Origin of the sequence: Pleomorphomonas sp. NRK KF1 (assembly GCF_023721755.1) — a bacterium.
In the GTDB taxonomy this organism is placed as follows: domain Bacteria; phylum Pseudomonadota; class Alphaproteobacteria; order Rhizobiales; family Pleomorphomonadaceae; genus Pleomorphomonas.
Window position 1 is genome coordinate 735,334 of sequence record NZ_JAMDLH010000001.1, and the last position, 26,976, is coordinate 762,309.

Annotated in this window: 24 protein-coding genes; 7 read left to right on the top strand and 17 right to left on the bottom strand. The window is 62.9% G+C overall.

What is annotated here, in order from left to right; all coding sequences use genetic code 11:
- Positions 1-7: 7 nt before the first annotated feature.
- The 3 genes from M4J39_RS03415 to hutF all read right to left on the bottom strand — a co-directional run bounded on the left by M4J39_RS03415 (position 8) and on the right by hutF (position 3,103).
- Positions 8-730, bottom strand: a complete 723-nt coding sequence (locus M4J39_RS03415) for an ABC transporter permease (RefSeq protein WP_251726388.1) — start codon at positions 728-730, stop codon at positions 8-10.
- Positions 731-808: 78 nt separating this feature from the next.
- A complete protein-coding gene (locus M4J39_RS03420; RefSeq protein ID WP_251726389.1) occupies positions 809-1,645 on the bottom strand; it encodes a transporter substrate-binding domain-containing protein in 837 nt (278 codons plus the stop codon).
- An 81-nt stretch (positions 1,646-1,726) separates the two neighbouring features.
- The gene (gene hutF, locus M4J39_RS03425; protein WP_251726390.1) at positions 1,727-3,103 is read right to left on the bottom strand and encodes a formimidoylglutamate deiminase; all 1,377 of its coding nucleotides are present in this window, start codon (positions 3,101-3,103) and stop codon (positions 1,727-1,729) included.
- Between the two features lie 108 nt (positions 3,104-3,211).
- Here hutF and hutC point away from each other — a divergent pair, with 108 nt between their 5' ends.
- From hutC to rpiB, 5 genes are all read left to right on the top strand, one after another.
- Positions 3,212-3,946 carry a histidine utilization repressor gene (hutC, locus tag M4J39_RS03430; RefSeq protein ID WP_251726391.1) on the top strand — a complete coding sequence of 245 codons (735 nt, stop codon included), beginning with the start codon at positions 3,212-3,214 and terminating at the stop codon, positions 3,944-3,946.
- 189 nt (positions 3,947-4,135) lie between these two features.
- Entirely contained in the window at positions 4,136-5,128 is a 993-nt protein-coding gene (locus M4J39_RS03435) for an acyltransferase family protein (RefSeq protein ID WP_251726392.1), read from the top strand.
- Positions 5,129-5,180: 52 nt separating this feature from the next.
- Positions 5,181-6,854: a urocanate hydratase gene (gene hutU / locus M4J39_RS03440; RefSeq protein ID WP_251726393.1), complete on the top strand. Its 1,674-nt coding sequence runs from the start codon at positions 5,181-5,183 to the stop codon at positions 6,852-6,854.
- Entirely contained in the window at positions 6,851-7,435 is a 585-nt protein-coding gene (locus M4J39_RS03445) for a HutD family protein (protein WP_251726394.1), read from the top strand. Before hutU ends, M4J39_RS03445 begins: the two co-directional genes overlap by 4 nt.
- Before the next feature lie 137 nt (positions 7,436-7,572).
- Positions 7,573-8,037 carry a ribose 5-phosphate isomerase B gene (gene rpiB, locus M4J39_RS03450; protein ID WP_251726395.1) on the top strand — a complete coding sequence of 155 codons (465 nt, stop codon included), beginning with the start codon at positions 7,573-7,575 and terminating at the stop codon, positions 8,035-8,037.
- Positions 8,038-8,135: 98 nt separating this feature from the next.
- Here rpiB and msrQ read toward each other — a convergent pair whose 3' ends face one another.
- From msrQ to M4J39_RS03465, 3 genes are all read right to left on the bottom strand, one after another.
- Entirely contained in the window at positions 8,136-8,753 is a 618-nt protein-coding gene (gene msrQ / locus M4J39_RS03455) for a protein-methionine-sulfoxide reductase heme-binding subunit MsrQ (RefSeq protein WP_251726396.1), read from the bottom strand.
- Positions 8,753-9,712 carry a protein-methionine-sulfoxide reductase catalytic subunit MsrP gene (gene msrP / locus M4J39_RS03460; protein ID WP_251726397.1) on the bottom strand — a complete coding sequence of 320 codons (960 nt, stop codon included), beginning with the start codon at positions 9,710-9,712 and terminating at the stop codon, positions 8,753-8,755. Before msrP ends, msrQ begins: the two co-directional genes overlap by 1 nt.
- A gap of 147 nt (positions 9,713-9,859) precedes the next feature.
- Positions 9,860-11,179 carry an O-acetylhomoserine aminocarboxypropyltransferase/cysteine synthase family protein gene (locus tag M4J39_RS03465; protein WP_251726398.1) on the bottom strand — a complete coding sequence of 440 codons (1,320 nt, stop codon included), beginning with the start codon at positions 11,177-11,179 and terminating at the stop codon, positions 9,860-9,862.
- 767 nt (positions 11,180-11,946) lie between these two features.
- Between M4J39_RS03465 and M4J39_RS03470 the strand changes: the two genes are divergently transcribed.
- Both M4J39_RS03470 and M4J39_RS03475 read left to right on the top strand, forming a co-directional pair.
- Positions 11,947-14,583: an EAL domain-containing protein gene (locus M4J39_RS03470; RefSeq protein ID WP_251726399.1), complete on the top strand. Its 2,637-nt coding sequence runs from the start codon at positions 11,947-11,949 to the stop codon at positions 14,581-14,583.
- Between the two features lie 141 nt (positions 14,584-14,724).
- Positions 14,725-15,894, top strand: coding sequence for an iron-containing alcohol dehydrogenase (locus tag M4J39_RS03475; protein ID WP_251726400.1), 1,170 nt, complete (start codon positions 14,725-14,727; stop codon positions 15,892-15,894).
- A gap of 21 nt (positions 15,895-15,915) precedes the next feature.
- Here the strand turns inward: M4J39_RS03475 and treZ are convergent, their stop codons facing one another.
- The 11 genes from treZ to fliD form a co-directional block, all read right to left on the bottom strand.
- Positions 15,916-17,679: a malto-oligosyltrehalose trehalohydrolase gene (treZ, locus tag M4J39_RS03480; RefSeq protein ID WP_251726401.1), complete on the bottom strand. Its 1,764-nt coding sequence runs from the start codon at positions 17,677-17,679 to the stop codon at positions 15,916-15,918.
- A gap of 95 nt (positions 17,680-17,774) precedes the next feature.
- Positions 17,775-18,704 carry an EamA family transporter gene (locus M4J39_RS03485; RefSeq protein ID WP_251726402.1) on the bottom strand — a complete coding sequence of 310 codons (930 nt, stop codon included), beginning with the start codon at positions 18,702-18,704 and terminating at the stop codon, positions 17,775-17,777.
- A 228-nt stretch (positions 18,705-18,932) separates the two neighbouring features.
- Positions 18,933-19,832 carry a flagellin gene (locus M4J39_RS03490; RefSeq protein WP_251726403.1) on the bottom strand — a complete coding sequence of 300 codons (900 nt, stop codon included), beginning with the start codon at positions 19,830-19,832 and terminating at the stop codon, positions 18,933-18,935.
- A 19-nt stretch (positions 19,833-19,851) separates the two neighbouring features.
- Positions 19,852-21,585, bottom strand: coding sequence for a flagellar hook-associated protein FlgK (gene flgK, locus M4J39_RS03495; RefSeq protein WP_251726404.1), 1,734 nt, complete (start codon positions 21,583-21,585; stop codon positions 19,852-19,854).
- Positions 21,586-21,607: 22 nt separating this feature from the next.
- Complete coding sequence (locus tag M4J39_RS03500; RefSeq protein WP_251726405.1) at positions 21,608-22,066, bottom strand: flagellar protein FlgN; 459 nt, start codon at positions 22,064-22,066, stop codon at positions 21,608-21,610.
- On the bottom strand, positions 22,041-22,382 hold the full coding sequence (locus M4J39_RS03505; RefSeq protein ID WP_251726406.1) for a hypothetical protein: 342 nt from the start codon (positions 22,380-22,382) through the stop codon (positions 22,041-22,043). The genes M4J39_RS03500 and M4J39_RS03505 overlap by 26 nt, the downstream gene beginning before the upstream one ends.
- A gap of 1 nt (position 22,383) precedes the next feature.
- Positions 22,384-23,631, bottom strand: a complete 1,248-nt coding sequence (gene flgE, locus M4J39_RS03510) for a flagellar hook protein FlgE (protein WP_251726407.1) — start codon at positions 23,629-23,631, stop codon at positions 22,384-22,386.
- 11 nt (positions 23,632-23,642) lie between these two features.
- Positions 23,643-23,921 carry a flagellar hook capping FlgD N-terminal domain-containing protein gene (locus M4J39_RS03515; RefSeq protein WP_251726408.1) on the bottom strand — a complete coding sequence of 93 codons (279 nt, stop codon included), beginning with the start codon at positions 23,919-23,921 and terminating at the stop codon, positions 23,643-23,645.
- 291 nt (positions 23,922-24,212) lie between these two features.
- On the bottom strand, positions 24,213-24,497 hold the full coding sequence (locus M4J39_RS03520; RefSeq protein ID WP_251726409.1) for a hypothetical protein: 285 nt from the start codon (positions 24,495-24,497) through the stop codon (positions 24,213-24,215).
- 144 nt (positions 24,498-24,641) lie between these two features.
- A complete protein-coding gene (gene fliS, locus M4J39_RS03525) occupies positions 24,642-25,148 on the bottom strand; it encodes a flagellar export chaperone FliS (RefSeq protein WP_251726410.1) in 507 nt (168 codons plus the stop codon).
- 24 nt (positions 25,149-25,172) lie between these two features.
- A complete protein-coding gene (gene fliD, locus M4J39_RS03530) occupies positions 25,173-26,894 on the bottom strand; it encodes a flagellar filament capping protein FliD (protein ID WP_251726411.1) in 1,722 nt (573 codons plus the stop codon).
- Between the last annotated feature and the right edge of the window lie 82 nt (positions 26,895-26,976).

Here is a 26,976-nt window from a genome sequence, read left to right on the forward strand (position 1 = left end):
CTCCTTCCTAGTGCCGGCCGAGACTGTGGCGGAAGCTTCTGGCGACACGCCGCTCGGCAAAACCGAAGACACGGTCGGACAGCGTCGTCAGCACGAGATAGAGCGCCCCGCCCACAATGAAGAACAAGAAATACTGCTTGGTGGAGCCGGCGGCGATCTGGGAGGTCCGCATCAGCTCGGCGAGCCCGGTCACCGACACCAGGGTCGAATCCTTGAGACTGAGCTGCCAGACGTTGCCGAGGCCCGGCAGCGAGAACCGAAGGATCTGCGGCGCCAGGATGCGGCGGAAGCGCAGCATCGTTCCCATGCCGATCGATCGGGCGGCATCGAGTTCGCCCCGCGAGACCGCCTGATAGGCGCCGCGATAGACTTCCGCCTGATAGGCACCGGAGATCAGCCCCACTGCGATGGCGCCAGCCAGAAAGGAGGGCAGCCCGAGGAAGCCCTCGTAGTTGAGCCACTGTCCGACGGCGGTAACGGCCTGCGAGCCGCCGAAATAGACAAGGTAGATGATCAAAAGCTCGGGAGCGCCGCGAAACACCGTGGTGTAGGCATCACCAAGCCAACGCGCCGGGCGAGACGCCGACAGCTTGGCCGCCGCGATGACGGAGCCAAGCAACGCCCCGATGCCCAGCGAAGCGGCGGTGACGGCCAGCGTCATGCCCGTAGCCCACAGGAGTATGGCGCCCCGGCCGTGCTCACCGAAGCCGATCAGGTCAATCCAGGACATCAAGGCTCTCCGTCGGGCGCTCCCGGACCCTTTAGCGGATCATCTCCACCATCACCAGTCCGGGAGCTTCCTGTCGCATCAGGGGGTGACGTCGACCTTCAGCCACTTCTCCGACAGCTTCTTCACGGTGCCGTCGGCGACGGCGGCCTTGATCGCCTCGTCGAACAGCGCCTTCAGCTCCGGATCCGACTTGCGAATGCCGAGGCCTTCGCCCTCGCCCCAGATCGGTCCGGCGATTTCAGGTCCGGTGAAGGCGAGACCGGCATTGTCGGCGCTTTCGAAGGCGCCGAGGAAGTAAGTGGCATCGTCGAAGCCGGCATCGATGCGGCCGGCAGAAAGGTCGAGATCGCGCTCGGCCGACGTCTTGTATTCCTTGATCTCGGCCACGTCCTTGAAGTTGTCGTAGATGAAGCCGGCATAGACGGTCGATGCCTGGATGCCGATGATCTTGCCCGTCAGCGCCTTCTTGAGCGGCTCGATCGCGTCGGCGCCATCCTTGGTATCGGCAAGCTTGATCACCGAACCGGTGCCCGCGAGATTGGCGAGTTCGCTATCCTTGGGCGCAGCGAAGACCGCGGGGGTCGCGGCATAGGGAACGGTGAAGTCGATCACTTCCTTGCGCTCGGGCGTGATCGACAGCGCATCCATGATGACGTCGAACTTGCCGGCGTTGAGGGCGGTGATCATGCCGTCCCAATCCTGCGAGATCAGCGTGCACTTCAGCTTGGCGTGAGCGCAAAGATACTCGGTGAGATCGGGCTCGAAACCGACGATCTTGCCGTTGGCGTCGGTCAGGTTCCAGGGCGCGTAGGCACCTTCGAGCGCAATGGTGACTTCCGTCCACTCCTTGGCCGATGCCGGCACGGCCAGCACGGCGAACATGGCGGATGCGGCGACGAGACTGCGTAGGCTCATGGTGTTCTCCTCTGGTTTTGCGAAGCACTCCGGCTTCTTTTGAGTTTCTTTCGTTCCATCTACCGAGTGGCGGACGACACTTCACGCCTTGAGGCGGGCAAGTACGGCACCGAATGCCCGGTCGATCTTTTCGTCCTCGGGGTGGCGGCCGTCCTCGACCAGCCAGCGGCCCCCGATCATTACGTCACGCACGATCGGCCCCAAGCCGCCGAAAATCCAGCGGTCGAAAATCGCGTCGCCGTCCACCGAAGCGAGATACGGCGAACGGCCGTCCAGCACCACGAAATCCGCCAGCGCCCCCTCGGAAAGCCCCGCCCCCGCGACGCCCGCAGCCTGAGCGCCGCCGGCAAGCACACGGTCGAACAGTGTGCGACCGACCGACGCGCCCGGCCGCCCGGCCATCCGATTCCGCCGACGGTCGCGCAGCCTCTGACCATACTCGAGAATCCGCAACTCATCGGCAACCGACGTGGCGACATGGCTGTCCGTGCCGACGCCGAACCGCCCATCGGCGGCAAGGAAGTCGGGACCGGGAAAGATGCCGTCTCCAAGATCCGCCTCCGTCGTCGGGCAGAGACCGACAGCGGCGCCGGAGCCGGCAATCATCGCCATTTCCACGTCGGTGACGTGGGTCGCGTGGACCAGACACCAACGTTCGTCGACATCGGCCATGTCGTAGAGCCGCTCCACCGGACGTCGACCCGAGTGGGCGACGGAAGCAGACACTTCGCGCTCCTGCTCGGCCACATGGATGTGGATGGGCGCATGTTCGGGCACCGCCTCCATGACGGCCGCGATCTCGTCGCCGGTCACTGCCCGAAGCGAATGAAAGGCAAGACCGAGCCGCGCACCGATCGCACGGCACGGTTCGACAAGGCCATGCAGCAGCGTCAGGAAACCGTCGACGTCGTGGATGAACCGGCGCTGCCCGGCGGTCGGCGCCGCACCACCGAAGTCCGAATGGGCGTAGAAGACGGGCAAAAGGGTCAGCCCGATGCCGGACTGTTCCGCCGCCCACAACATCGCCAGCGACATTTCGGCCGGTTCGTCATAGGGGCGTCCGTCCGGACCATGATGAAGGTAATGGAACTCGGCGACGCGGCCGAAGCCGCCCTTCAGCAACTCGACCTGCAACTTGGCCGCGATGGCGACCACATCATCCGGCGTCAGCAGCGACACGAGCCGGTACATCTCCTCGCGCCAGGTCCAGAAGCTGTCGTCGCCCTGCCCGGCAACGTCGGTCAGGCCGGCCATGGCCCGCTGGAAAGCATGCGAATGAAGATTGGCGATCGCCGGGACGACCGGTCCGCCGAGCCGCCTGGCGCCGCCGGCATCCGCTTGGCGCTCGACCGACAAGATCCGCCCGTCGGCGCCAACGGCGAAGACGACGTCCTCGGCCCAGCCGTCAGCCAGCAAGGCTCTTTCGGCGAAAAGCAATTGATGGTTATCTGCTACCATCTTGTTCGCGAAACCTCACGCTTGTACATACAAGCACTGTAGAGGAAATTTCTTAGGTCGCAAGCCGAATCCATTCGCCTCTGACCATTTTTGGGGAGTGCCTAGAAAATGAGCGACGTCAGCGAACGTCAAGGTGGGACTCCCCCGCACTATGCCATGGTCAAGCAGATGATTCTCGGTCGGATCGGCAGCGGCGAGTGGCCGGCTCGCCATCGTATCCCCTCGGAGAACGAACTGGTCGCCACCCTCGGCCTCAGCCGGATGACGATAAACCGGGCACTGCGCGAACTTGCAGCTGACGGCGTTCTTCTTCGCATTCAGGGATTGGGAACCTTCGTCGCCGAAGGCAAGAGCCAGACCTCGGTGTTCAAGGTGCGCAACATCGCCGACGAGATTCGCGAACGCGGCCACGCGCACGCCGCACAGACGGTGATGAAGGACGAAGTGAAGGCGACGCCGGAGCTCGCCGACGAACTGGGCGTGGAACTCGGAACTCCCGTCTTCCATTCGCTGGTGATCCATCTTGAGAACGACATCCCGGTCCAGCTCGAAGACAGATACGTCAATCCGGCCCTGGCGCCTGACTATCTCGCGCAGGATTTCTCCGCCCGCACGCCCAACAGCTATCTGAGTGCCGTGTCGCCGTGGACAACGGTCGAGCATACGGTCGAGGCCGTTCTACCCGCCTCGTGGGAAGCCAAGCTGCTGGCCATCGCCCGCGGCGATCCTTGCCTGCTGATCCGCCGTCGCACCTTTTCCGGCGACCGCGTGGTCACCTCGGTCCGCCTTCTGATGCCCGGCGGACGCAGCCGCATAGAGAGCCGGCAGACGGCAGGCTCCTGATCGATTCCGTCCTTTGTCTTCCTGAGCGAGCAGCTCATCAAGCTCCAGAGCCCTCGGCACGAGCGGAGAACGGCTGCACGGGCCTTGGTTTGCTTCCATTTTGTTGCAGGAAACATAAATTAACAACCCAGAGGATACAGTCGCCCCCGCCCCTAGATGGGAAAGTGTGCAGCGGGAATCGGCTGAATCGTGGCAGATCAACGAATTATCGCACTCGACGGCCTCAGGGGCGTGGCGATTGCTTGCGTGATGCTGGGCCATTTCGGCCCGGAGAGCCTTAAGGGGGCGGGCGCCTTCGGCGTCCTGCTGTTCTTTGCGCTTTCCGGCCGGCTGATGGCGGATGTCCTGTTCATCGGTGGCCTGAACTGGCGCGAGTTCGCGATCCGGCGCCTGGCGAGACTTTACCCCGCCATGCTGTTCTTTCTCGGCTGCATGTTTCTTGTTCTCCCGCTTCTCGGCCGCTCCGACCTTCTTTCCGACTGGTGGACCTATCCGACCTTTACCGTGAACTTGATGGTTGTGGCGGCAAACAGATTCCCTCCCTTCGATCATCTCTGGTCCGTCAGCGTTGAAGTCCAAACCTACGTCGTACTGGCGCTGATCGCCGTGAGCGTTCCCGATCGTAAGCGCCCCATGGCACTACTCGCCGGCGCCCTTTTCTGCTTCGGCAACGGATTGGCGCGGACCTACTTGCTGCATCAGGGTGGATTTCTTGTGTATTGGCGACCGGACGTCGCCGCGGCCTCTGTCTTCGCCGCAGCTTTTCTGCGCCTCATTCTGAAAGATGTCCGACTGCCGTCCTGGGCGCCGCCAGCTGTGTTTATCGTTGCCCTGAGCCTCTTGCTCGCCTCAAGGCAACCCTGGATCACTTTGACGGCTAACGGCCTGCTGCTGGCATTCGTCGGCGCAACGGCCGAACGTTCCGCAACGGCTGCCTGTCGTATCCTGGAAACCCGCCCGATGGTCTTTCTAGGGACCATTTCCTACTCGCTCTATATCTGGCAGCAACTGTTCAAGTACGCCTATGAGGGGAGTCTCCCGCGCTCCGTCGCCGTCCTGTTGTCTCTTGCTATCGCCGCCTTCAGCTACTATCGCGTCGAACGCCCCGGCAAGGAGGCCATTCTCGCGGCTTGGCAGCGGCATGGCGCGCGCAACAAATCCACGATGACCTCTCAGCATTGACACCCGCCCGCCGCGGTGCTTGTATCTTGTATAGACAAGACAGGGGACCATCATGCCGAGCAACACGCGATATCGTGACGTGGAAATCCGCGCGCCCAGGGGCACAACGCTTCGAGCCAAGAGCTGGCTGACAGAGGCGCCGCTCCGCATGCTGATGAACAACCTCGATCCCGACGTCGCCGAGAATCCCAAGGAACTGGTTGTCTATGGTGGCATCGGTCGCGCCGCGCGCGACTGGGACTGCTTCGACACCATCGTTCGCACGCTCGAACGCCTTGAGGAGGACGAGACGCTGCTTGTCCAGTCTGGAAAGCCGGTCGGCGTGTTCCGGACGCACAAGGATGCGCCGCGCGTCCTGATCGCCAACTCGAATCTCGTCCCCAACTGGGCGAACTGGCAGCACTTCAACAAGCTCGATGCCGAGGGCTTGATGATGTACGGCCAGATGACGGCCGGCTCGTGGATCTACATCGGCGCGCAGGGCATCGTGCAGGGCACCTACGAAACCTTCGTGGAGGCTGGGCACCAGCACTATGACGGCGATCTCAAGGGGCGCTGGGTGCTGACAGCAGGCCTCGGCGGCATGGGCGGCGCCCAGCCGCTCGCCGCTGTCATGGCCGGCGCCTGTGCGCTGGTGGTCGAATGCCAGCAGTCGCGCATCGATTTCCGCCTGCGGACCCGCTACGTCGACAAGCAGGCCAGGGACCTCGACGATGCGCTGCGGCTGATTGCCGAACACACGGCGAAGGGAGAGGCCGTCTCCATCGCCCTGCTAGGCAATGCCGCCGACGTGCTGCCGGAGCTCGTTCGGCGCGGCGTGCGGCCCGATCTCGTCACCGATCAGACCTCGGCCCACGATCCGCTCAACGGCTACCTTCCCTCCGGCTGGACGTGGGAGGAGTATCGCGAGCGCGCCAAGGTCGAACCCGACGCGGTGATCGCCGCCGCGACGGCGTCGATGCGAGAACACGTCCGGGCCATGCTGGACTTCCAGACGCTCGGCGTGCCCGTCTTCGACTATGGCAACAACATCCGTCAGCGCGCCTTCGACGCAGGCGAAAAGAACGCCTTCGCCTTCCCAGGTTTCGTGCCGGCCTATATCCGGCCGCTGTTCTGCCGGGGCATCGGCCCGTTCCGCTGGGCGGCGCTGTCCGGGGATCCGGCGGATATCGCGGCCACCGACGCCAAGGTGAAGGAGCTGCTGCCCGACAATCCGCATCTCCACAACTGGCTCGACATGGCCGCCGAACGCATCGCCTTCCAGGGCCTGCCCGCTCGCATCTGCTGGGTCGGCCTTGGCGCCCGCGCCCGCCTCGGCCTCGCCTTCAACGAGATGGTCCGGCAAGGCATCGTCAAGGCGCCGATCGTCATCGGCCGCGACCACCTCGACAGCGGCTCGGTTGCCTCTCCCAACCGCGAAACGGAGGCAATGCGCGACGGATCCGACGCCGTCTCCGACTGGCCGCTCCTCAATGCCTTGCTCAACACCGCCTCGGGCGCCACCTGGGTGTCTCTGCACCACGGCGGCGGCGTCGGCATGGGCTTCTCGCAGCATGCCGGCATGGTGATCGTCTGCGACGGTAGCGAGGATGCCGACAGACGTATCGCGCGCGTTCTCCACAACGACCCGGCAACCGGCGTCATGCGCCACGCCGACGCCGGCTACGACATCGCCGTCGAATGCGCTCGCGAGAAGGAACTCGACCTGCCGATGCTCGGCAAATGAGCCTCCGGCTCCTGACGGCGGCCGACTTTCGCCGCCTGCCCTGGCAGAACGGTCGAGGCACGACGCTGGAGCTTGTCCGCCATGACGATGCGACAGACGCCCTGCTCTGGCGCCTGTCGATCGCCGACGTCGTCGAGCCCGGCCCCTTCTCGCCACTTCCCGGCATAGATAGGGTGATCACCTTGATCGATGGCGACGGCTTCGATCTCGACTTCGGCGGCGCGCAACCGGGCTTGGCGCTGCGGCCATTCGAGCCGCTGGCCTTCTCCGGCGACTGGCGGACGACCGCGACCGCCGTTCACGGCCCTTCGCGCGATTTCAACGTGATGACGGCGCGCGGAAAGCTCTCCGCCGAGGTCGAGGTCGCCGGCACCGAGCTTCCCCCTGCCGAGCTTGCCTACGTCTACGCTGCCCGTGGCGGGGTCACGGTCACCGCTGGCGACAGGACAGTGCGGGCCGAAGCGGGCGAACTGATCGAGTGCCGGGGAAGCGAGCCGATACGGGTGGAAGCCGACGAACCGGCAACCGTCCTGGCGGTTCGTCTTTGCCGCGTCGACGGGGCACCGATGCCAGGCAAATGACCGGCGCCATGCGTATTGGCACGAAGACGTTACTCGCGGCATGGATGCTGGAAATTGTCATACATGAGTGTTAGGGGAAGCTGACTTCCGCGGTGTTACGGCACCGGACAGTTGGACAACAGCACGGGCGCCAAGCCATGAGCGACAAGATCAAGATCGTCATCACCTCCGACCACACCGGTATCGATCTCAGGCGGGCCGTCGCCGCCCATCTGGAGGCGCGCGGCTACGCGGTCGAGGACGTCGGCCCGACCTCGACCGAGAGCACCGACTACCCCAAGTGGGGCGAGAAGGCGGCGCGGGTGGTGCTCGCCGGCGGGGCGCAGCTCGGCATCGCCATCTGCGGCACCGGCTTCGGCATCTCGCTTGCCGCCAACAAGCTGAAGGGCATTCGCTGCGTCGTCTGCTCCGAGCCTTATACCGCCAAGCTGTCGCGCCAGCACAACAACGCCAACATGCTGGCCTTCGGTGCTCGCGTCGTCGGCCAGGATCTCGCGCTGATGATCGTCGACGAGTTCCTCAATGCCGAGTTCGAAGGCGGGCGCCACGCGCGCCGCGTCGGCATGATTTCCGAGCTTGAAGCGGGCCATTCGGTCTGCTGATAGGGCGTGGCCGCCGTTCTCCCGATTGGCGGCCGGCCGGGAGGAGATAAGGGCGTTCGGACCTCGTGTCCGGACGCCCTTCTTGTATCGGGGCCCGTTCACGCTGCCCTTCGCTCGGGCCGCCGAACCAGCAGCGCTCGAACCAGGCGATAGCCGAGCAGCAGGACCACCAACCCGATGTGAATGGCCTGGGTTGGATCGAGCACCTTGGTCGCCAGGAAGTAGTGAATGGCGGCGAGCGAAACGGCGACGTAGACGAGGCGGTGCAGCCGTCGCCAGTTCTTTCCAAGGCGGCGGATCGAAAGCCGGTTCGAGGTGACTGCCAGCGGTACCAACAGCACCAACGAGGCGAAGCCCAAAGTGATGAACGGCCGCCGCACGATATCGGGAACGATCGTGCTCCAGATGAGACCGCGATCGAGCGTCAGGTAGACGCTGAAGTGCATCGCCACGTACCAGAAGGCGAGGAGACCGAGAGCACGCCGAAAGCGCAGGAGGTTGATACCCGCCAGCTGTCGGAGCGGCGTGATGGCGAGCGTCAGGATGAGAAAGCGCAGCGCCCACAGGCCGAGCGTCTGTTCGAAGGTACGAACCGGATCGGCGCCCAGACCGCCCGTCGCCCCGAGCCAGAAGCTTGAGACCGCCGGAATGAATCCGACGACGTAGATGCCCCAGCCGGCGATATTGTCGACAACGGCCGATCGTTCCCCCGCCATCAGTAGTTGGCCCTGAGGTCCATGCCGGCGTAGAGGCTCGCCACCTCGTCGGCATAGCCGTTGAACATCAACGTTGGGCGCCGGCCAGAGCCGAAGAAGCCACTTTCGCCGATGCGTCGCTCGGTCGCCTGGCTCCAGCGCGGGTGGTCCACCTCTGGATTGACGTTGGCGTAGAAGCCGTACTCGCTCCCTTGAAGCGAGTTCCAGGAGTTTGGCGGCTGCGTCTCCACGAGCGAGATGCGGACAATCGACTTGATGCCCTTGAAGCCGTACTTCCAGGGTACCACGAGGCGAATGGGCGCTCCGTTCTGGTTGGGGAGCGTTTCGCCATAGAGGCCGACCGCGAGAATGGTGAGCGGATGCAGCGCCTCGTCGAGACGCAGCCCCTCGACATAGGGCCATGGCATGGGCTGGAAGTAGCCCGACTGCCCCGGCATCTCCTCGGGCCGAACCACCGTCTCGAAGGCCACGTACTTGGCCGAGCCCAGCGGCTCCACCTTGTCGAGCAGCGCCTTCAAGGGGAAGCCGTTCCAGGGGATCACCATCGACCACGCCTCGACGCAGCGCATGCGATAGATCCGCTCCTCGATGGGCAATTCGGCCATCAGCTTGTCGACATCGAAGGTCTGCGGCTTGCCGACCAGTCCATCCACGGTGATGGTCCACGGTCGTGGCTTGAAATCGCCGGAGTGGCGCGACGGATCGGCCTTGTCGGTGCCGAACTCATAGAAGTTGTTGTAGGTGGTGACATCCTCGCGCGGCGTGAGCGGCTCATCCACCTTGAAAGGGCTCGGCACGGTCTTGAGAGGCACAGTCGCCGGAGCCTCGGCGCGAGCGCCACCGACGCCGAGCATCACCCCTGCCCCGGCCATGAACCCCATGAACTCGCGACGGCGAAGATAGACCGAACGCGGTGTGATTTCGGATGCCGGAATGGCGGGCGGACGATAGGTCGGCATGGCATTCCTCCAAACGCTTCGCTGAAGCTGCACTTTGGAGGCATTCTCGAATGAGCCGCACAGAATGAAAAGCCACTATTTCGTGTAGTGCAGCAAAAGGCCGGCGCCAGGAACCCCGGCGCCGGCCCGCTCTTCTCGAGAAAACGATCACTCGGCGGCTGCGGCAACCGTTTCCGACGCCGCGGCCAGCGCCTGATCGAGATCGGCGATGATGTCGTCCGGATGCTCAATGCCGATCGACAGACGCACGTAACCTGGCGTGACGCCGGTCTTCAGTTGCTCCTCGGCGGTCAGCTGCGAATGCGTGGTCGAAGCCGGGTGAATGGCCAGGGATCGCGCATCGCCGATGTTGGCGACATGGTAGAGCAGCTTCAACGCATCGATGAACTTGCGGCCCGCCTCGACACCGCCCTTCAGCTCGAAACCGACCAGCGCACCGTAACCGCCCTCGAGGTAGGTGTCTGCCCGACGACGGAACTCGCCGTCCTGCAGCTTCGGATAGATCACGCGCGTCACGCTGGGGTGGCTCGCCAGATGATCCGCCACCTTCTCGGCATTCGCCACGTGCTGGCGGATCCGGAGCGGCAGCGTCTCAAGACCCTGAATGAGCTGGAACGCATTGAACGGCGACAGCGCCGCACCGACATCGCGCAGCAGCTTGACGCGGATGCGCAGGGCGAAGGCGATCGGTCCGAGCGGCTTGGCTGCCTCGGCCCAGACGGCGCCATGATAGGCCGGATCGGGCGTGTTGAGCAGCGGTTGGCGCTCCGGGAACTTGTCCCATTCGAAGTTGCCGCCGTCGACGATCAGACCGCCGATCGACGTGCCATGGCCACCGATATACTTGGTGGCCGAATAGACCACCACCGCAGCCCCGTGCTTGAACGGCCTGGACAGGAGCGGCGCGGCCGTGTTGTCGATAATGAGCGGGATGCCGAGGGGGCGACCGATGTCGGCGACCTCCTTTACCGGGAAAACGTTAAGTTTGGGGTTGGGCAGAAGCTCGGCATAGTAGGCCCTGGTGCGCTCGTCGGTGGCCTTGCGGAAGTTCTCGGGTTCGGTTGGGTCGACGAAGCGGACCTCGATGCCGAACTGACTGAGCGTATCGGCAAGAAGCGCCCACGTTCCCCCGTAGAGATCGGTCGAGGAGACGATGTTGTCGCCTGCCGATGCCAGATTGAGGATGGCGAAGGTGGTGGCAGCCTGTCCGGAGGACACGGCAACGGCTGCCGCACCGCCTTCAATCTCGGCGACGCGGGTTTCGAGCGCGTCCTGCGTCGGGTTGCCCAGGCGGGTGTAGATGAAGCCGAGCTCCTCGAGACCGAACAAACGGGCTGCATGGCCAGCGTCCTGGAACTGGTAGGACGTCGTCTGATGGATGGGTACCGCTACGGAGCCGGTAGAGGGGTCGGCACGAAAACTGCCGCCGTGAAGCGCAAGGGTCTCGGGATGTAGCGACTTGCTCATGAAATTCTCTCCCAGCTCGATCATCCGGCGCTCGTCTTGGCGCCTCGGGCGGCTTGAGATGGAATTCTCTCCCCCTGCCCCGCCGACGAAATTCATTCCATCACGTCGTAGCGAATGACGACAGTTCTGGAATTTCTTTGCGGGGCCAGAAACGGCAATATCCATCCTCGAAAGAGCTCGTTTCCGGAGCGTCTTTCCCCGAGCAATCGCGGAACACAGTTCGGGAGAAGAAGACACCGCAACTGCCCTGGAGGTTTCGGCATACGCGAAGTGCCCCGGACCGTTGTATCGTCACCGACCGAACAAATCCTCTTCAGGAACTATTTTATTGACATCGAGAATGAACTATACAGCACTTCTTGCCGATCAAACGTATTTACGATGTTAATATATTCTATCTGAAGAATAAATACCACATTCAAAGCGTCCCATTTCGGCGCCGTGACCTTGAAAAACCGTTAAAATTGATAGATTGATTACAAAACGAAAGCCTGAAATGCTTTGGCACGCTGACAGGTTGCGATCGAATCGGTTGAAGCCTGTTTTCACAATAGAGTTGCGCAACACAGCTAATCGTCTCGATCGGCGACGTTCAACTCGACGAAAGGCTGCGCGCCCCGGACATTGATACAAACGGTCGGGATATGGGAAAGATTATGATGGTTCGATTCAGACGCTTGTCACCGCAAAGACTGTTCTTGTCGGTGAACGGCAAGGTCGATGAATCCACTAGTTAACTTGTTGTTCCCGAGGGAGCGTTCGACTTGATGTCCGACCGGGAGAGCGACACGCGCCAAGACCCTGGTACCGCCCCCGACGTACGGGGCGGCAGCCAGAAAGCAAGCCGGCTGTTGGCACGCCAGCTCGCAGATGCGACGCGCCCCAACGGAGACGTCGACCTGCCTGCACTTTTGAAGGCCATCGGATCGACCTACGAGAGCTTGGTGACGGAGCTTGGGAAGGGCACCGACCCAACCGGTGCGTTGGACGTCGAACAGACCGACAAGAGCGCCCTCGTGACCGCCGCGCTCGACACAGTGTCGGAGGGAATTGCCGTCTTCGATCCCGAGGACCGGATCGTTCTCTGGAATCGCCGTTATGTCGAGTTCTATCCGGAACTTGAGGGGTTCCTGGTCGAAGGACGTTCGTTCGAGATGATGCTGCGTCTCGGTCTCGAGCGCGGCGCCTATGTCGATGCGCGCGGCCGCGAGGAAGAATGGCTCAAGGCTCGGCTCGAACGGCACGCACTTCCCAGTAGCGTCGAAGAACAGCACCGCGCGGATGGACGGTGGATTCGCGTGGAGGAACACAGGACGCCGGACGGCGGGGGTGTTGGAATTCGCGTCGACATAAGCGAGTTCAAGCGCCGGGAGGCTGCGTCCCGACTTCTGTTCGAAGACAGCCCCGTTCCTATGTACTTATTCGACTTCGAGACGCTGCGGTTCCTCGCGGTCAATCGCGCCGCCGTCGCCCGATACGGCTACACCGTCCACCAATTCATGAACATGAGCGTTCTGGACATACGGCCGGAGAGACTCAGGGCCGAAGCGCTGGTTTCCATTCGCAACTGGATCGACACGCAAAGCGGCGATCGCCTGTTCCGGCATCTCAAGGCCGACGGGACCGAAATCGATGTCGAAGTCTTTACCAGACAACAGCTCCACAACGGTCGCCAGGCCGTTCTGGTGACGGCGATCGACGTCACCGAGCGCAAGCGTGCCTCCGACGAACTGGAAGCGACACGGGAGTTTCTCGACACGATCATCGAGAACGTGCCGGCCGCTCTTTTCGCCAAGGATCCGATCAGCCGGAAATACATCCTGCTCAACCGGGCGGGCGAACTTCTTTTCGGCTGCCCGCGCGAAGCCTTCATCGGCAAGAACGTCCGGCAGATTTTCGGCGAGAGGGTGGCTATCGCAGCCGAGGCGGAAGAGGATGAGCTCCTGTCGGGCAGCGTCAAGCAACTGACCGCCTCGGAGACCATCTCGACACCCAACGGTACCCGGCTCCTGACGATCACCCGCATGGTGGTTCGCAACCCGGACGGCTCGCCGCGCTTCATCGTCGGCGTGACGATGGATGTCACCGAGAAACGCCGCGCCGAGGAACAGATCGCCTTCCTCTCTCATCACGACGCCTTGACCGGCCTGCCCAACAGGGAGGCCATGATGGTGCGCCTGGCCGACGGCATTTTTGCCGCGACCGCAACTCAGGCGCGCTTCGGCCTCCTCAGCGTCGACATCGACCGCTTCAAGACACTCAACGACCTCTACGGCCACGCGGTGGCCGACCAGGTCCTGAAGGAGACGGCGCGGCGCCTCGTCGACATCGCCGGCGAGGGGCTCGTCTTCCGCCCCGGCGGCGACGAGTTCGTGATGATTTCCAACGATCCGGACCAGCCGAACGCGTCCCGCCGGCTGGCGGCGCTGGCCCAGAGCGTCTTCTCGAACGACATCATGGTTGACGACAAGGCCATCCGCATCGGCATCAGCATAGGCGTCGCCACCTATCCTCACGACGGCGACAACGGCTCCCTGCTGCTCGCCAATGCCGGAGCGGCGCTTTATCATGTCAAGTCGGAAGCGCGCGGACAGGTCCGCGTCTACGAGTCCAAGGCCGACCAGGTCATTCGCGATCGCTGGGTACTTCAGGCCGATCTGGGGCATGCCCTTCGCAATGGCGAGTTGTCCCTGCACTTCCAGCCACAGGCGGAAATCAACGGCCGCATCTTCGGCTTCGAGGCCCTGATGCGCTGGACGCACCCCACGCGCGGCGCCATTTCGCCCGACGAGTTCATCCCCCTGGCCGAGGAATCCAATCTGATCCTCGACATGTCCGAGTGGGTGCTCGAAGAGGCCTGCCGCACGGCCGCCAGTTGGACGCATCCGCTCACCGTCGCCGTCAACCTGTCGCCGATCCAGTTTCAGCACGGCGAACTGCCGCGCCTCATCCAGCAGACCCTGATCGACACGGGCCTTCCACCGTCCCGGCTCGAGCTGGAGATCACGGAAGGCATCCTGCTCGGCGATTTCGCCCACATCGTGGGGATGCTGAGACGGATCAAGGCGATGGGCGTGCGCATCGCCATGGACGACTTCGGCACGGGCTACTCGTCGCTGTCCTACCTGCAAGCCTTCCCCTTCGACAAGATCAAGATCGACAAGAGCTTCATCCAGGCAATCGGCCGCACCGAACAGGCGACGACCATCATCCGCGCCGTCATCGGCCTCTGCCGGGGCCTAGGCATTCCCGTCATCGCCGAAGGCGTCGAGACCGAGGAACAGCGCAGCTTCCTTGCCCAGGAACACTGTCCCGAAATCCAGGGTTACATCATCGGCCGGCCGGCACCGATCCAGGTCTACAACAAGGTGGTCGACAGCCTGGCACCGGTTCGCACGCTCTGAGCATTCGAGACATCGGCTCCATCGCCAGCGAGCCGGATCGAGCAGCTTTCTTCCCCGTTGTGTCGGTGGTCCCGGGCGCATAGGTTGCGCTCAAGACCGCGCCGTTCGCCAACAAGGACCGCCGGAACCGGGAGAAACGCAATGGAGAACTTCACCTTCCTCAATCCGACCAAGATCGTCTTCGGTCGGGACAGCGAAACGTCGGTCGGCATCGAAACCGCCCGCTACAGCCGCAAGGTTCTGCTCCACTACGGCGGCGGCTCCATCAAGGCGTCCGGTCTCTACGACCGCGTCTGTGCATCGCTGAAGGCGGCCGGCGTCGAGTGGGTCGAACTCGGCGGGGTCAAGCCCAACCCGCGCCTTTCCCTGGTGCACGAGGGCGTACGCCTCTGCAAGCAACAAGGGCTGGGCTTCATCCTGGCGGTTGGCGGCGGCAGCGCCATCGACTCGGCCAAGGCGATCGCCATGGGCGCTGTCATCGACGGCGACGTCTGGGACTTCTATATCGGTAAAGGCACGCCCACCGACGCGCTCCCCATCGGCACGGTGTTGACCATTCCGGCCGCCGGTTCGGAATCAAGCGACGGCACGGTCATTACCAACGAGGAAGGCTGGCTGAAACGCGCCGTCGGCGGTCCGTTCCTCTATCCGCGCTTCTCGATCCTCAATCCGTCCTTGTGCGCCACCCTGCCACCGTTCCAGGTGGCCTGCGGCGCCGCCGACATCATGTCGCACTTGATGGAGCGCTATTTCACCAACGTGACTCATGTCGCCTTCACCGACCGACTGATCGAAGCGACCATGAAGACGGTGATCGCCCAAGCGTCCAAGGTTCTGTCCAACCCGGACGACTATGACGCCTGGTCGGAACTGATGTGGGCCGGCACCATCGCCCACAACAACCTGCTCAACACCGGCCGTATCGGCGACTGGGCCTCACACGACATCGAGCACGAGGTCTCCGGCATCTACGACGTCGCCCACGGCGCCGGCCTTGCCGTCGTCTTCCCGGCCTGGATGAAATACGTGCTCCATCACGACATCGACCGCTTCGTTCAGTGGGCGGTGCGCGTCTGGAATGTCGAACTCGACGTGTTCGACAAGGAAGCGACCGCGCGTGAAGGCATCGCCCGTCTCGAGGCATTCTTCCACAAGATCGGTCTCGGCACGACGCTTGCCTCGCTCGGCATCCACGACGACCGGATCGATGAGATGGCACGGAAGGGCACCAACGACGACAGCCGCACGCTCGGCAACTTCGTCAAGCTCGATAGCCGCGCCGTCGCGGACATTCTGCGCCTCGCCCGATGAGCTTCCGGCGGCGGGGAGGAGCTACCCTTCCCGCCGTCGTACCGACCAGGCAACGAACCAGGGCGGGCAGAGACCGCTGGAAACTCTTCCCTCCTGCCAGATCGGCTTTCCCCTGAGGGGAGCCGGCAGCGGCACGTGTCGTGAATTGAGGTTCAGGGTCAGCATGAGATCCCTCGCCTCTCCCTGCCATGTAACGCGGATGACGCCATGGTCGACCTGCCATTGCCCCGCGCCTCGGATCCCGGCGACGAGTGGAACGATCTCCCGACGACGAATACGCAGAATGGCGCGATACCAATCGAGCACCCTGGCATGACGCCGACGGCGTTGCTCGCTCCAGTCGAGCCGGGCGGAAGCGAAGGTCGCTGAATCAAAAGGGTCGAGCAGGTTGTCCGGGTCGGCCGCGAATGTGGCGATCCTCCCCTCCCTTACAGCCGAGGCGAAGGCCGGTGCGAGATCGGCAAAGAAAGGGAATGGGGCGGATGCGGCCCACTCCTCGCCCTGAAACAACATGGGAATCTGCGGAGCCAAGAGAACAGCCGCTGCCGCAGCTCGAACGGCGGCTGGCGGTGCCAGCATGCCGATCCGCTCGCCATGCGGCCGATTACCCACCTGATCGTGATTCTGCAGGAACGAGACGGAGGCCGATGGCGGCAAAGAGATATCAGGCTCCTCCTCACCGCAGGACAGGACACCCTCGGCCAGAGCACGAGCCAGAATGTCCGGCCTTGCTACATAATCGGCATAGTCCTTGGCGGTCTCGCCGGTGATGGCCGCATGCAGCGCGTGATGAAGATCGTCGTTCCACTGGCTGTCGAAGCCACCGTCCGGCGGCATCCGATCGGCCTCCAGTCGGGCGCTTTCCAGAACGAGATGGATTTTCCGATCACCTCCGGCAGCCCGGGCCGTCTCGGCGATGGCCGTGAGAATGTGATCCGGAGCCACATCGCGAATCTCGTGAGCGGCGTCGATACGCAGTCCATCCAGGTGAAACTCGCCGATCCACATGCGAACATTGGCGAGCACGAGATCTCGCATCGACGTCGTCCCGCGCGAACCGAAATCGACGGCTTCCCCCCAAGGCGTCGCATACCGATCGGTATGAACAGGAGCCAGTAGCGGCAGGTAGTTTCCATCCGGGCCGAAATGGTTGTAGACGACGTCGAGCAGCACGGCGAGGCCGAGCGCATGGGCCCGGTCGACGAAGAACTTCAGATCATCAGGACGGCCGTAGCGACTATCGGGGGCGAACAGCAGCACCCCGTCATAACCCCAGCTCCAGCGACCGGGGAAATCGCCGATCGGCATCATTTCGATAACCGAAATACCAAGCGATTTCAGGTAGGGAAGCTTCGCAGCTGCGGCGCGAAAAGTGCCCTCCGGCGTAAACGTGCCGACGTGCAGCTCGTAGATCACCGCCTCATGCCACGAGAGACCACGCCAGCCATGGTCCGACCAGACAAAGGCGTCCTCGGCGATGATCTCGCTCGGCCCATGCACGTCCTCCGGCTGGAACCGGCTGGCCGGATCGGGAACGAGCGCGCCATCGGCAAGAAGAAAGCGATAGCGACAGCCATCGGGGGCGGCCGTGGTCACGGCGAAACAGCCGTCGGCCCCACCTTCCATGGGCATGGGTTCGCGCCCTTCGATTGCCAGCGAAACGGCTGCCTGCTCCGGCGCCCAAAGCCTGAAGGTGACGAGCCCGTCGCATCGAATAGGGCCGAACGCCACGGGCGGGCGCTCCGTCAGGGTTGTCGTCGGCACGGCCGGCGTTGACATATCCATCCCGGCGTCTCCCGTTGGCGGTCGCCATGCGACCGATCGGCAGAGGCCATTGTGGCCGTCGTGCTGCGTGCAAGCAACCGGTCAGCTCCGGCAGACTACAACTTCAGCGCCTCCAGCCGCTGACGTGCGCGCAGGCGCTCGCGATGCAGTGAATAGAGCCCGCTGGCGACGATCAGCGAAGCGCCGATGGTCGTCGTCACCCCCGGCACGATGCTCCAGACCAGGTAAGAGACGGCCGTGGCGGAAATCATCTGCACGTAGCTGAAGGGCGCCAGCAGGGAAGCGGGCGCCATCCGGTAGGCGAACACGCAACAAATCTGCCCCAGCGCAAAGAACAGCCCGCCGGCCAAGCCGAAGATCAACTCATGCCAGGACGTCTGCCCGATCTCGCGCCAGACGAGCGCCGTCGTCACCGCAAGGCCGATGATCGACGTCCAAACCATCATCGTTTCGGCGCTGTCGCGCACCGCCTTGCGCGTCAGAATGGTCGAGAAGGCGCCGACGAACGCTGCAACCAACGTGAAAACCGACGCATAGTGAAAGCTTGAGGTTCCCGGCTGAACGATGACCAGCACACCGGTAAAGCCGACCAGCGCCGCGAGCCAGCGCCGTACCCCGACGATCTCGCCGAGAAAGACGATCGACAGCGCCATCACGAACACCGGCGAGACGAAGGCGATCGCCGTCGCATCGGGTATGTTCTGATGCTGCAGGCCGATCAGGAACAGGATTGTGCCGCAGATCGCCGCCAATCCGCGCAGGATGTTGAGCCACGGATGCGTTGGGCGAAACACCGCCGTCCCCTCGCGACGCAACGCAAAGGGTACCGCGACGATCACATAGGTGAGATTTCGCCACCAGGCGATCTTCTCGGCGCTAGCTTCATGCTGAATGAACTTGGCGCCAACGTCGCAGGCTGCAAACAGCAGCGTCGACGCGACGATCAGGGAGATGGCGAGCAACACCTGCTCATTGACGCGCGACAGCCCGACGTCGACCGTCGGAGACATGGTCTGGGAGGTCACCTTGATTTGCCCGAAAAGAGAGCCGCGTATAGGCGAAGTCGGCTCAGGTTGGCTCAGTCGCCACCATCTGGATGAAACGATTTTGAGGCAAAGACAAGGCAGTCCCCAAAAGTACGACAAAAAAACTCCGGCTGTGGCGAAACGGCATGAACGATGAGTAAATGAGATCCGCCGAAACGTGCCGGTCAGTCCCCGGAGCCGTCGTCCGAGAGCTGATGCCCCACCCCGCTACGATAGATAGCTCGACAGCGTCAGGTTGGCGATGTTGCCGATCGCAGCATATGCCGCTTGCAATTGAGTCTCGTAGGCCGCCATTTCCGCTGCCACAACGGCAACGTCCACACCGCTGAGACTGGTTGCCAGGTCGCTGGCGAAGTCCTGATAGTTCTCCTGGTCGCTGATCGCCGTTTCCAACGTCGAGGCGTTGAGCGACAGGCGGGTTTGCACGGTGGCGAGTCCGCTGATCGCCTCGTCGAGGAGATCGCTCGCTTCCGACAGCGTATCGTCATCGGTGGCGCCGGAGGCGACCAGCGACAAGGCCCTGAGCGCCTTCTCGAAGTTCTCGTCATCGGCGGTGACGCCATAGGTCACGGTCTGTTCGGAGGAGACTTTCACCGATGTAACGGTGTCGTCGCCCTTGTAATAGCCGGTGTCGGAGGTAGACGGCGCGCTCGCCGACGCGAGGCTGTCCAGATCGACCGGAGCGGTGTCTACGGCGCTGCCCGAGAAAAGATACCGACCGCCGAGCTGCGTGTTCATTAGAGAGGCCAGGCTCTCCAGCATTTCCTCGGCCGTCACCTGCAACTCGTCGGTATCGCTGGTCGTCGCCGCAAAGGACGACAGCGTCGCCTTCATGCTGGTGATCTGATCGATGATGCTGTCGACGGCGTCATACATCGCCTCGACGCGATCGCCTGCGGTACTCGCAGCCTCGGCGTAGGCCTTGGACATGGAGATGGACGATTGCAGCGAAACCACCGATCCGGCCGTGCTGCCGAGACCGCCATAATCCTCGGAAATCTGTCCGGACGCCTGCTGCAGCGTCGCTTCGGCCTGCCTGGCTTGCACCTTCAGCGCTGCCTGCAACAGACGGTCGGATGAGGCGAAGGTGGCGACACGCATGCTCATCGGCATTTCTCCCGGTTGATCAGGCCGACTTGGCAGCCGACAGCAGCGCCTCGAACATTTCGTTGGCCGCCTGAATGACTTGAGCGGCCGCCGAGTACAGCGCCTGGTAATCGGACAGCTTGGCGGTCTCCTCGTCGATGTTCACGCCCGATCGAGAGGCGATGGTGTCCGAGAGCGAACTGGCCAGCGTTTCAGCGCTGGTTTCCGCCGCCTCGGCACTCGAAGCACGGCTGGCGAAATCGGAGACGATGCGCGCCGCGTAGTCGCCGAGCGTGACCGTGGTGGAGCCTATTCCCCCCACGGCCTCGAAAGATTGCGTCTCTGTCATCGCCGCGAGCAACCCGTCGGCCACTGTTGTCGAGCCGGAGGTCAGCACCGTCGCCCCGACCGTCGTCGAGGTCGAGAGCGTGCCGATGGCGAGCGCACCGGCATCCTCGACAATGGTCGAGGATAACGAGATGCTGGAGGCGCTGCTGCCGGTGAACAGCGCGTTGAGGCCGAAGTAGCTCGAAAAGCTGGTGCCGTCGCCGCTCATGTCGCCGTCGAGTGCGCCAATGGCGATGCCGGTATCCGTCGTCGACGTGATGGTCAGCTTGCCGTCGCTGTCGAGCGACGCGTCGATGCCGTCGATGGCTTCAAGCGCCGAGACCAGATCTCCGACCGTGGCGTAGCTCGACAGATCGAGGTCGGTGTAGGCGACCAAGGCTCCATCCTCGTCGACCTGGGCGATTCGAACGCTGCCGGAGGCCGACAGCGTGTCGGCCGACGACACCTCGGTAACGCCGGTAAGACTTTCCGGCGCCGGCACTGCCGAACCGTCGGCTGTCACGGCGTTCATGGTATCGATCAGCGCGGTAGCAAGGGCATCGAGCTCGTCCTGCGCTTCGACCAATGTGGTGTCGCGCAACGTCAGAAGACCGCCGACCTCGCCACTCGTGAGCTCATCGGTAATGTCTTCGCCGTCCACGGTTACGCCGCTCAGGACCGTGCTGGCGTTCACGGTCGCCGATGCGCTGAAACTCAGCTCGTGCACCGTACTCGTGAGCAGAGCCGTGCCGCCGGTGGTGGAAATGTAGATCGATCCGTTGGATGCCGTCGTCGTCTTGATGTCGATCAGGCTTGAAATGGTTTCTATGGCGGTATTTCGCTGGTCCTCGAGGTCGGCGGTCGAAGCCCCCTTCGCTTCCGCCGCCAGGATCGCCTCGTTGAGATCGTCGATGGTCTGAAGCGCATCGTTGATGGTGTCGATATTGTCGGCGATCTGCTGGTCGGCATCAGCCCTGAGTTCCTGGATCGAAGACGAAGTCTCGCGCAACGAACTCGCCAGACTGTCGGCGGCGGCTATGACTTCGCTCTGGACCGTGTCATCCTCGGGAGACGACGCAAGAGAGCTGACCGCCGTCTGAAGGTCCGTCACCTGCGTCGCGAGGGAAGTGCCGCCATCTTCGCTACCCGTCGTGGACCCCATCAGGGCCTGCAGACGATCGGTGTAGCTCGCCGTGACCGAGGCCGCCCCAACATCGGCGTTGGCGGAGATGAGGGACGCGAAGACGTACTTGTCGACACCGCCGGTAATGGAGACGACCGACGTTCCGGACCCCGTCGAAGCGGACACCGTCGACACCTGGTTTGCGGTCTTGACGGTGTAGCCGTCAACATCGGCGTTGGCGATGTTGGATGAGGTGACGCTGATGCCGACCTGTGATGCCCGCAATGCAGACAGAGCAATCGTGCTGGCGACGGAAATCGACATGGTGCCCCCAGTGTTGCGCCTCTCAGGCCAATCGATCGGGCAGCAGCGACGATCGGCCGGATGGCATGTCGGCAATGCGGTTGCCCGTACGTCCGTAAGCGGGCGCCGCTGCCGTTCCCGTTTCCCGAACGGCCGCAACCACGGCGGCAATTCGCCGACGCGAGGCGCCTATCGCGCCGGCCAGGCGAGACAGGTTGTCCCTTGCCTTGCTCTGGACGAGCCCCACCCGCTCGTCGAGATAGGCACGCTCGTCAGGCGAGATCGGACCGGCGGCACCAAGAGCTCTCAGTCGCTCCTCGATGATGCCGGCAAGATTGCTCTTGGTGCCGGTGGTCACGGCCAGCGAGGCCGGCATGCCAGTGGCCAACAGGGCATTCTCATCATCAATGACGGAGATCAGCTGATCGATCAGCTGATCCAGCTCGGCAAAGCGCCCTGCATCGAGCGGCCTCGCTTCAACGGGTGCCTTGGCGTCCGGCATGATTTGCTCTCCTGAACTGGTCGAGAGGAACGACAACCCCCGGTTCCCCTGTTTGTGCGGACTTCAGCTTGCCCACCGCGAGGTAGGCGCGGCTGACCGCATAGCCGGTATTGGCATTGGCGAGTGCGGCGGCCGTCTCGTCGAGATGACGTTCCAGCTCGACGAGCACTTCGCCGACTTCGCCTTTGAAGAGACCGATGGTGCGGGCATCCGCGCCTTCGCCTTCGCGCCGGATGTCTCGCCGGATTCTCTCTAGCCGCCCGACCAGGAGGTCGATGGCTGCCTGCGTCTCGTCCCGTTCCGTTTGCGCCGTCATCTCAACGCACCGCCGACAGAAGGGAGTCGAACATGTCCTTGGCCGTCGAGATCACCTGCGAGGCCGCCGAATAGGCTTGCTGCGCCGCGATCATTGCCGAGAACTCGGTGTTGGTGTCGGTGGTGGACTCCTCGAGCTCGTAATCCTGGATCGAGCCGACGCCGTCGGAGTCGGCGAAGTGATAGGTGGCTCCGGACGACGTCGTCGAGGCCGAGTAGACCGAGTTACTCATTTCAATAAGGCCGTTGGCATTGGAGAAGGTGGCAAGCGGGATCTTGTAGATCGAGATCGACTCGCCGTTGCTGTAGTTGGCGAAGACGGTGCCGTCCTCGTCGATGGTGACGCCGGAAAGCGTGCCGTAGGCGCAACCGTTTCCGGTGCCCGCGATGTCGACGGTCACGTCGCTGCTGTCGTCGGGCGTGTATTGCGACAAACCGTCCGAACCGTTGACGGTGCCGAAATCGAGGGTAACCGACATGTCGGAGGCGCCATCGCTGAGGCCGGTGATCGAGAGGGTCGCGGTGTCAGGCGACTTCAGCGTGCCGTCCTCGTTGAACGTGATCTCGATGGTCGTGGTCTGCGCGGTACCCGTCGCTCCGCCCGTCGACGTCGGGTCGGCGAAGGACATTTCCCAGGTATTCTCGGCCGTCTTCTCCCAGGTCACGTCCATGGTGTAGGCAGTGCCCAGGCTGTCGAACAGCTCGATCTGGCTGGTGTAGGTGTCCCCAACCGCAGCGTCCGCGGGCAGGCTGCCCGTCATCGACATGCTGGTCGTCGCCGCCGCGTAGCCGGTCAGAACATCCGTGTCGATCTGTTCGAGGTTGGTTTCCGTCGTACCGCCGACCACATTGCCGTCGGCGTCGGTCGGCCAGCCAAGCAGCGTATAGCCGTTGCTCGTGAGGTAGCCCGTATCGTCGTCGACGGTGAAGCTGCCGTTGCGAGTATAATAGATGTCGCTGCCGTCGCCGGTCGTGACGGCGAAGAAGCCATCGCCGTCGATGGCGATATTGGTGCTGATCGACGACGAGACGAGGGTTCCGCTCGCCAGGATGTTCTGCGACTTCGCCACCGTGACGCCGCCGCTGGAACTGTTGGCATCTCCCGAAGTCAGCATCGAGGAGAAGCTCGCCGAGCTTGCCTTGTATCCGGTGGTCGAGACGTTGGCGAGATTGTTGGAGATGATCGACAATGCCGACGATTGAGCCTGCATCGCCGAAACGGCCGAGTTCATGGCGCCCGTGAGAGACATGGCGTTTCTCCTCAGGCCGACGTGGTGAGACTGGAGGTGATGGTGTCCATCGACTCCTGCAGGGACAGGAGCGTCGCGTTCATCTCGCTGAGTTGCGAGTAGCTCGCGTAGGACATCATCTGATTGAGAAACTCGGAGGTATCGGTCGGATCCAGCGGGTTCTGATTCTGGATTTCATCGACCAGAAGCTGCAGAAACTGCGAGGTATCGATGGTCGAGGAAGACGAGGACGAAGTTGTCGTCGACGTCGTAGATGTCGTTGCGGTGGTCGCCGAAGAAATAGAGGACATGATAAACCTCGCCCGTCCCCAGTCTTCACTGATGAAGACTGGACCAAGAGACTGATCGGTGCCGTTGTTGATTGGCTTCAGTCTTTAAACGGGCCAGGTCGAGAAACCAGGCGCGAAAACTTAATGTGAGTTAGCAATGAAATTCGTTAATGCGCATTAATACTTCAAATCTAGTTCCGCTGAAAATTCAGGCCGCGTCGCGGAATTCCAAGCCGCATGGACAGATGCAACCAGGGACGACGAAACCGTCGCCGTCCCTCGCGTTCAAGACCGATGCGATTTGCAAGACGTTCAGGAGCCGGCGCGCAAGCGCGGCGAGGCCTTGTCCGACGATTTGGGCTTGTCGGTCTCGTCATCATCGGCGAGAGCCGCGATACGGGCCGCCAGCCCCGCAGGCGCACGAACCTTCGGCCCGGACGTCAACGTCTGGCGGAGCCTGGCGGCGGCATCGAGAATGGAACGCGCGCGGTCGGAATGCTCCAACAGGGCTTCCGCGTCAGCGCGAAGAGCCGCCGGCCAAAGCGCCAAGTCCTCGCCATGACGATCGACGAGGTCCTGAAACTGCGCTTCGTCCATCAGTGCAACCCGTTCATTCGTAACAGATTGCCTCGGAGTATCTACTGGCGTCCAACCGCGATCAATAGAGAAACAGTCGACACACACCGTTACGTCCCGAGCGCGCGCTCGGCTTGCATGGAAGAGTTCAGCTGCGCGCTATCGCTAAGGCCCGCTGCCCGTCAAGCCGAAGAACATCGATGGATCCATGTCCGACTCCCGCACGGGGCGCGGCCGCGCCAGCGCGCCGGTCTGGGGCGTCGGCGCGTCGGATCCTTCCTGGCGAACGAACGCATCCATTCCGGCAATGCCGGCCCAGGCGTCGCGCAGTTCGACCAGGCTGTCATGAAGCTTTCGATAGCGGCGCACCACGTCCGGTTTGCCGTAGGAAAGGTGCAACGCCAGAATATACCCCTTGTAGACGCGGTGCAGCCGCTCTGCCACCGCCCCACCCTTTGCGAAGTCAAGCGCGTGATCCAACCCTCGCAGGATGGTCGCGGCTCGCATCACCTTGACGAAGCATTCCTCGAACTGCGACGCTTCCCGCGCCCGAATGGCCTGCGAAATGGCCAGCAGCGTTGCGTCGTAGAGCTTGACGACAGCGACGGTCGGATGAACGGAGGCCGCTGCCTGGCGGTAGGCGGCGGCCGCTTGGCCCATGCGGGAATTCATGTCCTGAAGCTCCTCGTTGCAATATCAATTGCTGCTCTTGGCGGCCAGCAAGGCCTCGAGATAGTCGAGTACGGACTGCGCGGTGCTGATCGAGGCCTGCAGACGGGCATAGCGAACCGTCAGATTGTCCCTGTAGGTCTCGGCCCGGGACGTGATGTCGTCGATCTGGTCCTGATACTCGTCGTTCTTCTCGGTAAGGTTGGTGACGATCGTGGTCAGCGTGCCATCATCGGAGTTGATGGCATTTTCCACCAGGCTGTAGATTTGTTCCGCGATGCCCGAGGCTTGCGTGATGGTCACGGTCTGTGAGGTGTCGCCTGTGAACACCAGCGTATAGCCCTCGTAGGCAGTACCCTCCACGCCCTTGATGCGGGTTCCGGAAACGGTGAAAAGCCCTTCCACGCCGTCGACGGTTACCGACGACAGGGCGCCACTGTCATCGACGGTGATTTCAAGCTCGAAGGTCGAGGGAGCGCTGGATCCCCGGTAGAGAACGCCGACATCGGTCGATGAACTCTCAAAGGTATAGGCGAACAACTGCTGGATAAGGTCCGGATCTTCGAGCAATACGTCGTCGAGCGTATCTTCGTCGTATTCGAGATAGTTGTTCTCGTCGAAGCTCAGCCCGATGGCCGACAGCGATGCCTCATCGAGCGAGAAGGTCAGGGCCGAGCCGATCTGCTGGTTGATGCTGCGGATGGTCGCATCGCCGAACAGCACGGAGTCGGATGACGCGCCGCCACTCGACGACACCTGCTGCTGCGAGATCGCCCATTCGCGATAGGCATTGTAGGCATCGACGAAGGTGGTGACGGCCGTCTTGATGTCGGAGAGGTTCTGCCCGATTTCGACGGTGATCGACTCTCCCTCGCCGGTGGTGGAATAGAGATAGAACGTCACGCCATCGATGACATCGTCGATGTCGTTGGTCGAGCGGGTGATCGACACGCCGTCGACGGTGAAAATGGCGTCTTGTGCCACTTGCAGTTCGTCGGTGAATGCGCCCTCCCCGTCGATGAGCCCGAGGCTCTGCAGAACGCCATCGGCATCTCCGACCGTGATCGTCTCACCGGTCTCGGAACTCGTGAGAATGAGCTGATAGGACGAGTCGGAAACCTTGAGCACGGTCGCCTTGACGCCGCTGGTGCTGCTTTCGTCGTTGATGGCTGCCGCGATATCGGACAGCGACATGTCTTCCGTAACCTCCACGCTAACGGAGGTTCCTCCCTCGACGCCAAGCGTGAAACTGCCCGAAAGCGACAGATCGTCGCTCGAGGAAGCGTAGCTGCTGGTGGCGACCTTGTGAGACGTCGCCAATTGCTGAACGGTGATCGAGTAACTGCCCGTCTCGGCGCCCGCCTCGGCAGAGACCGACAAGGTGGAGTCGGTATCGACGCCTCCGACAGCGGTCAAATAAGCGGTTCGCTCCTGAAAAACGTCATCGTCGCTGCCTGATGAATCGGTAGCCGCGCGCAGCGCCGAAGACGCGTCCTGCAAGGTCGCAAGAAGATCGGCCGCGTCTTCGTAAGCGGCGATCTTGGTCTCGTTGTTGGTGATTTTCGTTTCGTAGGTATCGGCCGTCGCCAGCTTGGCTTGGTAGAGCTCCTCGATGAGACCGTCCCAATCGATCGAAGAGGTGTCGGTGGAAGCATAATCGGTCGAGGTCGTGCCATCGCTCGACGTGGTCGTGCTGGTCGCAGTCGTCGAACTAGTCGAGCTGGTCGTGGCGCTGGTGACCGAGGACATGATCTCTCCTTCGCCGCTTCGCACGGAAGCGACGCTGTTGATGCGGGCGGCGCATCATCCGCGCCGCCCGCCTTTCATGCCG